At 74.8% G+C, this 11,024-nt stretch carries 5 protein-coding genes; all 5 read left to right on the top strand.

The features are described 5' to 3' along the window. The first annotated feature begins 12 nt into the window (after window positions 1-12). The 5 genes from ABTY56_RS24450 to ABTY56_RS24430 all read left to right on the top strand — a co-directional run bounded on the left by ABTY56_RS24450 (window position 13) and on the right by ABTY56_RS24430 (window position 10,840). Window positions 13-6,474, top strand: a complete 6,462-nt coding sequence (locus ABTY56_RS24450) for a non-ribosomal peptide synthetase (protein WP_350631197.1) — start codon at window positions 13-15, stop codon at window positions 6,472-6,474. Between the two features lie 567 nt (window positions 6,475-7,041). After that, window positions 7,042-7,668 carry a response regulator transcription factor gene (locus ABTY56_RS24445; protein WP_350631195.1) on the top strand — a complete coding sequence of 209 codons (627 nt, stop codon included), beginning with the start codon at window positions 7,042-7,044 and terminating at the stop codon, window positions 7,666-7,668. 92 nt (window positions 7,669-7,760) lie between these two features. After that, window positions 7,761-8,351 (top strand): helix-turn-helix transcriptional regulator, encoded by a 591-nt coding sequence (locus tag ABTY56_RS24440; RefSeq protein WP_350631194.1) that lies wholly within the window; start codon window positions 7,761-7,763, stop codon window positions 8,349-8,351. A gap of 208 nt (window positions 8,352-8,559) precedes the next feature. Next, window positions 8,560-9,861, top strand: a complete 1,302-nt coding sequence (ectB, locus tag ABTY56_RS24435) for a diaminobutyrate--2-oxoglutarate transaminase (protein WP_350631193.1) — start codon at window positions 8,560-8,562, stop codon at window positions 9,859-9,861. Window positions 9,862-9,886: 25 nt separating this feature from the next. Beyond that, window positions 9,887-10,840 (top strand): ornithine carbamoyltransferase, encoded by a 954-nt coding sequence (locus ABTY56_RS24430; RefSeq protein WP_350631191.1) that lies wholly within the window; start codon window positions 9,887-9,889, stop codon window positions 10,838-10,840. The last annotated feature ends 184 nt before the right edge of the window (window positions 10,841-11,024 follow it).

Below are 11,024 nucleotides of genomic sequence, written 5' to 3'. Positions count from 1 at the left end.
GGGAGGTGGCATGTGAACGGTGGTTTCGGCCCGGAGGCCGACGTGGCGGCCGGGGCTGCGCAGGGGCAGCCGGTGCACTGCCCGACGTCCTTCGCCCAGGAACGACTGTGGTTCATCGACCAGTTGCGACCGGGGGCGGCGGACTACCTGCTGCCGCTGGTGCTGCGGATCTCCGGGCCGCTGGACGCCGGGATGCTGGTCCGCGCGGCGCAGGCCGTACTGGACCGGCACGAGGTACTGCGGACCCGGTACCCGGCGACCCAGGGCGTGCCCGTACAGGAGATCGCCGAGTACGCCGAACTCCCGCTCGAACACGTCGATCTGACGCATCTTCAGCCGACGGAGCGGGAAGCCGAGGCCCGCTCGATCGTCGACCGGGGCATCCGCCGTCCGTTCGACCTGGCCACCGAGCTGCCGCTGCGCCTGACCCTGCTCCGGATCTCCGACGAGGAGCACCTGCTGCTGCTGGTGGTGCACCACATCGCCTTCGACGGCTGGTCCTGGGGTGTCCTGGCCCGGGAGCTCGACGCCTTCTACGGCGCGTTCACCGGCGGCGGCACACCGGTTCCGGAGCCGCTCCCGGTGCAGTACGCGGACTTCGCCGACTGGCAGCGCGAGTACCTGTCCGGCGACCGGCTCACCGAGGAGCTGACGTACTGGCACGACCGGCTCGCCGGGCTGACGCCGCTGGACCTGCCGACGGACCGGCCGCGGCCGGCGGTCTGGGACGCGGCGGGCGACAGCGTGGAGTTCGAGCTCGCCCCCGGGCTGGTCGCGGCGGTCGGACGGCTGGCCCGGGCCAACGGCGCGACGCCGTTCATGGTGCTGCTCGCGGCGTTCCAGGCCCTGCTGGCGCGGCACACCGGGCGGTCGGACGTCGCCGTGGGCACGCCGGTGGCGGGCCGGTCCCTGGTGGAGGTGGAGGAGCTGCTCGGGTTCTTCACCAACACCCTGGTGATGCGGGCCGACCTGTCCGGCGACCCGTCCTTCCTCGACCTGCTGGCCCGGGTCCGGGAGTCGGCGCTGGACGCCTTCACCCACCAGGAGGTCCCGTTCGAGCGGCTGGTGGACGAACTCGCGCCGGACCGGGACCTCTCGCGCAACCCCCTCTTCCAGGTCTCCTTCGCCCTGCAGAACGCCGCCGCCCGGCCGTTCACGCTGCCCGGCCTGGAGGTGCGGGTGGTCCCCACGCCCGGGGCGGGGGCGGCCTTCGACCTGACGCTGCACGTGCTGGAACACGAGGACGGCACCCTCTCCGGTTCCCTGCAGTACGCCACCGCGCTGTTCGAGCGGGAGAGCGTGCAGCGGCTGGCGGACCACTACGGCCGGCTGCTGGCCGGCCTCGCCGCCGATCCGAAGCGCCCGCTCAGCCGCTTCGACCTGCTGGACGCCGCCGAGCGCGACCGCCTCGACGAGGCCGGTCTCGGCCCGGTGGTCGCGCGTCCCGACCGTTGTCTGCACGAGCTCTTCGCCGAGCAGGCCGCCGCCACTCCCGAGGCCACCGCGGTGGTCTTCGGCACCGAGGAGGTGACGTACGGCCGGCTCGACCGGCGGGCGGACCGCCTGGCCCGCCGGCTGATCGAGCTGGGCGCCGGCCCCGAGGTGCCGGTGGCGGTGTCCCTGCGCCGCGGCCCGGACCTGGTCACCGCGCTGCTCGCCGTCCTCAAGGCGGGCTCGGTCTACGTCCCGATCGACCCCGAGCACCCGGCGGCCCGCCGCGAGCACCTGCTGCGGGACAGCGGGGCCGCCCTGCTGATCGCCGACGCCTCGCACGACCTGCCGCAGTTCTCGGCCGACGTCGTCCTCGACGGCGGCAACCCGGCCTTCCTCGACGACGGGAACCCGGCCCTCCTCGACGGGTACGGCTCCGGCGACCTGCCGCGGGTCGACCCGGCCGGCGCCGCGTACGCCGTCTACACCTCCGGTTCGACCGGCCTGCCCAAGGGCGTGCTGGTGCCCCACGAGGGGATCCGCAACCGCGTGCTGTGGACCGTCGAACGGCACGGCCTCGCGGCCGGCGACCGGGTCCTGCAGAAGACCACGATCGGCTTCGACGCCGCGATGTGGGAGTTCCTGGCCCCGCTGGTGTGCGGCGCCACGATCGTGCTGGCACCCGACGGCGCCCACCGCGACCCGGCCGCGATGCTCCGGGCGGTGGCCGAGCACGGCGTCACCGTGCTGCAGCTCGTCCCGTCGGTCCTGAGCACCCTGGTGGACCAGCCGGGCCTCGCCGAGTGCACCAGCCTGCGCCTGGTGTTCTGCGCCGGCGAACCGCTGCCGGCCCGCCTCTGCGAGCGGCTGCTCAGCCGGGTCAAGGTGGAGCTGTACAACACCTACGGGCCCACCGAGTGCTCGATCGACGTGACCGCCTGGCGCTACCGGGCCGACGACCACGCCCGGACCGTCTCCATCGGCCGGCCGCTGGACAACCTGCGGATCCTGGTCCTCGACCGGGACGACAACCTCTGCCCGGTCGGCGTCCCCGGCGAGCTGTGCGTGGTCGGCGTCGGACTCGCCCGCGGCTACCTGGGCCGCCCCGGGCTGACCGCCGAACGGTTCGCCCCCAGCCCCTTCCCGCAGCAGCCGGGCGAGCGGCTCTACCGGACCGGGGACCGGGCGCGGTGGCGCACCGACGGCCGGCTGGAGTACCTGGGCCGGATCGACGACCAGCTCAAGGTCCGCGGCGTGCGGATCGAGCCGGGCGAGGTGGAGGGCGTGCTGTGCGCCCACCCGGGCGTCGCCGCGGCCGTGGTGGGTGTGCAGCGCCGCGACGACGGGGACCACCGGCTGATCGCGCACGTGGTGCCCGAACCGGCGGCGGTGCTCGACGCGCACGGGCTGCGGTCGCACCTGGCGGGCCGGCTGCCGGAGGCGATGGTCCCCTCCGCCTTCGTCCTGCTGGACGCGCTCCCGCTGACCGCCAGCGGCAAGGTCGACCGCGCGGCCCTGCCCGCGCCCGACCCCGCGCGGACCGAGGCCGCGGGCGCGTACGTCGCCCCGCGCTCCCCCGTCGAGCAGACCCTGGCCGCGATCTTCGCCGAGGTCCTGGGGGTGGAACGGGTCGGCGCCCGGGACGACTTCTTCGCGCTCGGCGGGCATTCGCTGCTCGCCACCCGGGTCGCCTTCCGGCTGCGCGACGCGCTGGGCGTCGAGCTGCCGCTCGCCCAGGTCTTCGCCCTGCGCACGCCGGCCCGGCTGGCCGAGCTGATCGAGACCGGCTACCGGGGCGTCGAGCTGCCGCCGATCACCCCCGCCCCCAGGACCGGCCCGCTGCCGCTCTCCTCGGCGCAGCAGCGGCTCTGGTTCCTCGACCGGCTGGAGCCCGGCAGCGCCGAGTACCTGGTGCCGACCGTGCTGCGGCTCACCGGCCGCCTGGACGAGCAGGCGCTGGGCCGGGCCCTGGACCGGGTGGTGGACCGGCACGAGGTGCTGCGCACCCGGTACACCGAGGTGGACGGGGTGCCCGTGCAGGTGGTCGACCCGCCGCGCCCGCTCGGCCTGGCCGCGCTGGACCTGCGCGGCCGGACCGAGCAGGAGGTGCACGAGGCGCTCGCCCGGGAGACCGGCCGGCCGTTCGCGCTCGACCGCGAGCCGCCGGTGCGGGCCGCGCTGCTGCGGACCGCGGCCGAGGAGTGGATCCTCGCCCTGACCTTCCACCACATCGCCACCGACGCCTGGTCGACGGAGGTGATCGCCGACGAGATCGGGCGGTTCTACCGCTGCTTCACGGCCGGCCTGCCGCTGCCGGAGGCCGCGCCCGCCGTGCAGTACGCCGACTTCGCCGCCTGGCAGCGCGACCGGCTGTCCGAGCCGGTGGTGGCGGCACAACTGGACTACTGGAAGGAGCACCTGACCGGCCTCCAGCCGCTGGAGCTGCCGACCGACCGACCGCGTCCCGCGGTGCGCGACCCGCGCGGCGAACTGCTCCACGTCGACGTGCCGGCCGATCTCGGCGCGGCGGTGGCAGCCGTGGGCCGAGCCCGTTCGGCGACCTCGTTCATGGTCCTGCTCGCCGCGTTCCACGTGCTGCTGGCGCGCTACAGCGGGCAGTGCGACCTCGCCGTCGGCACCCCGGTGGCCGGCCGCACCCGCGCCGAGACCGAGGACCTGGTCGGCCTGTTCGTCAACACCGTGGTCCTGCGGGCCGACCTCTCGGGGGCACCGACCTTCGCCGAACTGCTCGACCGGGTGCGGGCCGACGCCGTCCAGGCCTACGCCCACCAGGACCTGCCGTTCGAGCGGCTGGTCGACGAGCTGCGCCCCGACCGCGACCTGTCCCGCAACCCGCTCTTCCAGGTGATGTTCGAGCTGCTGCACACCCGGCGGAGCCCGCTGGAGATCGACGGCGTCGAGGTCGAGGAGCTCCCGGCGGACTGGCAGGTCGCCAAGTTCGACCTCACCGTCACCTTCGAGGAGCAGCCGGACGGCACGCTCGCGTGCGCCTTCGAGCACTCCACGGCCCTCTTCGACCGGTCCACCGTGGAACGGATGGCCCAGCACTACCTGCAACTGCTCCGCAGCGCCGTCGGCACGCCGGACGCCCGGATCGGCGACCTGGAGATGCTGACCGCGCCGGAGCGCCGGCAGCTGCTCACCGACTGGCGCGGCACCCCGGCCGAGCAGCCCCGGGCCTGCGTGCCCGAGCTCTTCTCGGCGCGGGCCGCCGCCCGGCCCGACGCGCTCGCGGTGGTATTCGCCGGCCGGACCGAGAGCCGTCTGACCTACGGCGAACTCAACGCCCGGGCCAACCAGTTGGCGCACCACCTGCGGGCGGCCGGGGTGGGCCCGGAGAGCGTGGTCGGGGTCTGCCTGGAGCGCGGACCGGATGTCGTGGTCGCCCTGCTCGGCGTGCTGAAGGCCGGCGGCTGCTACGTGCCGTTCGACCCCGAGCACCCGGCCGAGCGGCTCGCCTTCATGCTGGCGGACGCCGGGGCCGGGACGGTACTGACGCACAGCCGCTTCGCCGACCGCCTGGCCGGCGGGCGGGCCACGGTGATCAGCCTGGACGGCGACCGCGCCCGGCTGGAACGACAGCCCACCACGGACCCGGCGGTGACCGTCGACCCGGAGCAGCTCGCGTACGTCATCTACACGTCGGGATCCACCGGGCAGCCCAAGGGCGTACTGATCCAGCACGGCTCCTACGCCCACCACTGCGAGGTCATCGCCGAGGCCTACGACATCGGCGCCGACGACCGCGTGGTGCTGCTGTCGGCGCTCACCTTCGACGTGGCGATGGACCAGATGGCGGCCACCCTGCTGGCCGGTGCGACCGTGGTGGTGAGCGATCCACTGTTCTGGAGCCCGGCCGAACTGGCGGACCGGCTGGCCGAGCACCGGGTCACGATCATGGAGATCACCCCGGCCTACTACCGCGAACTGGTCGCCGGCCTCGCGCCGGGCGACCGCCGGCTGAGCCGCCTGAGGCTGATGAACGTGGGCAGCGACGTGGTCACGGTGGACGACGCCCGGCAGTGGGCGGCCACCGGACTGCCCGCCCGCTTCCTGTGCAACTACGGGCCGACCGAGGCCACCGTCACCTGTGTCCTGCACCCCGTCGGCGGCGGACTCCCGGGCGCCCGCGGGGAGTCCACGCTGCCGATCGGCCGGCCGGTGCCGGGCACCACGGCGTACGTCCTCGATCCCGACCTCAACCCGGTGCCGGTCGGGGTGCCGGGCGAGCTCTACCTCGGCGGGGTCCGGGTCGCCCGCGGCTACCACGGCAGGCCCGCGTTGACCGCCGAACGTTTCGTGCCCGACCCGTTCTCGCCCGCGCCCGGCCGCCTGTACCGCACCGGCGACCTGGTCCGCTACGCGGCCGACGGGGTCATCGAGTTCCTCGGCCGGATCGACCAGCAGGTCAAGGTCCGGGGGTTCCGGATCGAGCTCGGCGAGATCGAGGCCGTGCTCGCCCAGCACCCCCGGATCCGCGCGGTCGCCGTGGTGGCCCGGGACGTACGGCCGGGCGACCGCCGCCTGGTGGCCTACCTCGTCACCGGTGACGGCACGGCCCCCGACATCGCGGCCCTGCGCGCCTTCCTGGGCGACCGGCTCCCCGAGTACATGATCCCCTCGCTCTGGGTGGAGTTGCCCGAACTGCCGCTCACCAGCAGCAAGAAGGTGGACCGGAAGGCCCTCCCGGCCCCCGAGGCGGGCCGCCCGCAGCTGGAGCACGGCTACCTCGCGCCCGGCACCCCCGCGGAGGAGGCGATCGCGCGGATCTGGGGCGAGGTCCTGGGGCTCGACCGGATCGGCGTGCACGACGGGTTCTTCGACCTCGGCGGGCACTCGCTGCTCGCCACCAGGGTGCTGGCCCAGTTGCGCCGGGCGTTCGCGGTCGAGCTGCCGCTGCGGCTGCTCTTCGAGGCGCCGACCATCGCCCTCCAGGCGGAGGCCGTCGAACGGGCGGTCGAGGCGGAGATCGCGGGCCTCTCCGACGAGGAGGTCGAGGCGCTGCTCGCCGAGGAGGCGTAGCGGACCCGGCGCGGCCGGGGCCGTCCTCCCGCGCCCCCCGTGAAGGCCCGGCGCATCGACCGGGAGCGGACGGCGCTCGTCCCGGCGCGGTCGGCCGGGCGCCACCCGAGATCATCCTGACGCGGCCGGCGGGCCGGCCGGGCCCGGTGCCCGGCCGGCCCGTCGGCTTCCCGCGTCTGACGAGGTCCCTCCACATCGTCCGATAATCGGACGCGCGAGCACCGGGATGCGGACGCCACCGTTCCGGCCGCGCCGGCACCCGGGCCCGGACCCGGACCTCCGCCGGACGGCCGGGGGCATTCATGGGGGCATCGCCCCCATGTTTCTCCGCCGGGCCTGATCGCGGCACGACGGTTCGCGCCACGACCGTACGACGGCGGACGGTCCGCCCGGCGGGGCGGAGCCGGACGGGCCGCGAGCGCCGCGGCGCGAACCGCCGCCCGGGTCGGTGGCGGTCCGGCCCGCGGGCCGCTCGGGAAATCTGGGGGCCGTCACCCGATGCCGCGCGGCTCCCACCGGTCGATGCTGTGTACCTGTCGGGCACGGGCAACACCCCAGGAGGAGCCGATGGGCGAACCGGTGAGAGTCAGCGTCGTCGCGCAGGACCCGGTGCTGGAGGCCGGTGCGCGAACCAGTCTGCAGTGCCACGGCGACATCGCGGTGGCACTGCCCGGGGAACGGGCGCAGGTCGCGGTCATCATGGTGGACCGGGTGACCCCGGAGGTGATGGAGACGGTGCGGGCGGCCCGGGAGGCGGACCAGCGCCGGGAGATCGTGCTGGTCGCGACGGAGCTGGCGGCCGGCGACGCGGTCCAGGCGTTCGCGGCCGGCACCCGCGGCCTGCTGCGCCGCTCCGAGGCCACCGCCGAGCGGCTGGCCTGGACGGTCGTGGCGGCCGCCGCGGGCGACTGCACGCTGCCGCCGGACCTGCTGGACGGGCTCCTCGACCACGGGCACGGGGACGGCGCCCGCCGCATGGGCGCGGTGGCGGCTCCGGCCGGGTGGGAGCTGTCGGAGCGCGAGCAGGCGGTCCTGCGGCTGGTCGCCGACGGCCGGGAGACCGGGGAGATCGCGCGTGAACTGTGCTACTCGTCCCGCACCGTGACCACCGTGGTGCACGACGTCACCCGGCGGTTCCGGCTCCGCAACCGCGCACACGCGGTGGCCTTCGCCCTCCGGGCGGGCCTGCTGTGATCGCGACGACGGCGGCCCCGGCCGCGAGGACGGCGCCCCCCGCCGCGGCCGCGCCGACGGCCGGCCGCCCCACCGCGGGGCCCAGGGTGCGGGTGCGGTCGAGCGACGCGGTGGCGCGCGCGGGCATGGAGGCCAAGCTGGTGGTGGCGGGGCTCCGGCCGGTCCACGTGCCGGATCCGGAATCACGGGACGTGCTGGTGGCCGTCGGCGACACCGTGGAGGGCGCGATGGAGGCCTGCCGGCCCGCCCTGCCGGGCAGCGGCGAGCGGCTGTTGGTGGTGGTGGCCGACGTGCTGTCCCGCCACGGTGTGCTGCGGGCGCTGAAGGCGGGTGCCCGGGCCGTGCTGCTGTCCGCCGAGGCGACGCCGGCGCGACTGGCCGCGGCCGTCCACTCGGCCCACCGCGGCGAGGGCCGGCTGTCCCACCCGGTGCTGGCCTGCCTGCTCAACGGGTCGCCGGAGCCGACCGGTCAGGGACGGCGGCCGGGCAGCTCGCCGTTGACTGACCGTCAGCTCGAGGTGCTGCGGCTGATGGCGGACGGCCACGGCAACGAGGCCATCGCCCGCACGCTCAGCTGCTCCAAGCACACCGTCAAGAACGTGATCTACGAGCTGATGGGCCAGCTCCAGGTGCACAACAGGGCCCACGCGGTGGCGCACGCCGTACGGACCGGGCTGATCTGACCCGCCGGCCGGGGCACACCACCGGCCGGGACAAACGCGCAGCCGCCCGGCACCGAGGCTGCCGCTCGTTCCCTGGCACCGCGTCGCCGTCCGGCGGCACGCTGCTCCTGCCCGTGTCCGCCCGGCGGACACGGCGACCCTCCCTCCACCCGCGGGCGCCGCCCCGAGCGGTCCGCCGCGGGTTCGATCCCTGCCCCGAGAGGACCCGATGGACATCGCCGAGGACACCCCGACCACCGGCCAGGAGCCGCTGCCGGAGCACGAGTTCAAGACCTTCGAGGAGCTGGAGTCGGAGGTCCGGCTGTACTGCCGCAAGTTCCCGGCCGTCTTCGAGCGGGCCAAGGGCGCCGAACTGCACGCCGAGGACGGCCGGACGTTCATCGACTTCTTCTGCGGCGCGGGGACGCTCAACTACGGGCACAACAACGACTTCATCAAGGCCCGGGTGGCCGAGTACCTCGCCGCCGACGGCATCGCGCACGGCCTGGACATGTACACCGTGGCCAAGCGGGAGTTCCTGACCGCCTTCGCCGACACCGTGCTGCGGCCCCGCGGGCTGGACTACAAGGCGCAGTTCACCGGCCCGACCGGCACCGACGCCGTCGAGGCCGCCCTCAAGCTCGCCCGCAAGCACACCGGCCGCACCGGCCTGGTCGCGTTCACCGGCGCGTACCACGGCATGTCGCGCGGCTCGCTCGCGGTGACCGGCAGCCGCCGGGCCCGCCGGGCGGGCGGGGTCAGCGGCCAGGACGTCACGTTCATCCCCTACGAGGACGGCCCCCAGGGCGCGTTCGACTCGATCGGGTACCTGGAGCGGCTGCTCGCCGACCCCTCCTCGGGCGTCGACCTGCCCGCCGCGGTGATCCTGGAGCCGATGCAGATGGAGGGCGGCGTCTACCCGGCGAGCACCGCGTGGCTGCGCGCCCTGCGCGAACTCACCGAGCGGCACGGGATCCTGCTGATCCTCGACGAGATCCAGGCGGGCTGCGGCCGCTCCGGCCGGTTCTTCTGCTTCGAGCACGCCGGGATCACCCCGGACGTGGTGACGCTGTCCAAGTCGCTCAGCGGCTACGGGCTTCCGCTGTCGATGGTGCTCTTCAAGCGGGAGCTGGACGCCTGGGAGCCGGGTGAGCACACCGGGACGTTCCGCGGCAACCAGCTGGCCTTCGTCGCCGCCACCGCGGCCCTGGAGCTGTGGCGGCAGGACTCCTTCCACACCCACCTCACCGCCGCGATCGACCGCCTGGACCGCTTCCGCGGCGAACTGGACGGACTGGGCCAGGACTTGGTGATGCGCGGACGCGGGATGGCGCTCGGCATCGACCTCGGCGCCTCCGGCGGCGCCCTGCGCGCCGGACGGCTGCAGCGCCACGCCTTCGAGCAGGGGCTGATCGTCGAACTGTGCGGTCGGGATGATGAGGTGGTCAAGCTGCTGCCGCCGCTGACCGTCGACCTCGCACTGCTCGACCGGGGCCTCGACGTGCTGCGGCAGGGCCTGCAGACGATCTGACGACACGTCACGAAAGGAGCGCGCAATGTCCCGACCGATACGCCGCCACCTGATCTCGATCGACGACCTCGACTTCGCGTCCATGCACCGCATCGTGCAGCGCGGCGCCGACTTCGCCGCCGGCCGCTGCGAGGACGCCCGTCCGCTGCACGACGCGGTGGTGGGCGTCCTGTTCCGCAAGACCTCCACCCGCACCCGCACCGCCTTCTCCGCCGGAACGCTGCGCCTGGGCGGCCGGCTCATCACCTACGGCCCCGGCGACCTGCAGGAGAACACCGGGGAGACGGTCGAGGACACCGCCGCCGTACTGTCCCGGATGCTCGACGTCCTGGTGGCCAGGACCGTGGGCAGCGAGGCCGAGCTGCGGGCCTTCGCCGCCCAGCAGCGGATGGCCGTCGTCAACGCGATGAGCGCCGCCGAGCACCCCACCCAGGCGCTCACCGACCTCACCACACTGCTCGGCCGGTTCGGGCGGATCGAGGGCCTGCGGGTGCTCTACGTCGGCGAGGGCAACAACACCGCCTCGGCGCTGGCACTGGCGCTGTCCCGCTACCCCGGGACGGCGCTGCACCTGCGCACGCCGGCCGGCTACGGGGTCGAGCAGCGCTACCTCGACCGGGCCGCCGAGCACGCGGCGGGCAGCGGCGCGCTGGTGGAGCAGCGGCACGACATGACCGACCTGCCCGAGGTCGACGTGGTCTACACGACCCGCTGGCAGACCACCGGCACGACGAAGCCCGACCCCGACTGGCGGCGCGTCTTCGAGCCGTTCCGGGTGGACAAGGCCGTCATGGAGGCCACCCCCGGCGCGCTGTTCATGCACGACCTGCCCGCGCACCGCGGCGACGAGGTGACCGCCGAGGTGCTCGACGGGCCCGCCTCGATCGCCTTCGAGCAGGCCGAGAACAAGTACCACAGTGCCCGCGCGGTGCTGGAGTGGTGCGTCGGCGGCGACCCGGCGGGAGCCGGCGACGAGTGAGCCCGGCCGAAGGGGCCGCCTCCCGGATTCCCCCGGGAGGCGGCCCCTTCGGCATGTCCGAGAACGCGGGCACGCAGAGGTCGGCTCCCCGCGGGGGGGGGGCGGGGGGCCGCGCACCATAGCAACCCGGCGGGAGGGACTGAAAGCCCAAAAGCCCGGCGGGCCCACACCGCGGCCCCCCCCC

Source organism: Kitasatospora sp. NPDC097691 (assembly GCF_040302665.1).
Taxonomy (GTDB): Bacteria; Actinomycetota; Actinomycetes; order Streptomycetales; family Streptomycetaceae; genus Kitasatospora.
The sequence above is the reverse complement of the archived record's forward strand: the minus strand, read 5'-3'. Positions and strand labels throughout refer to the sequence as shown.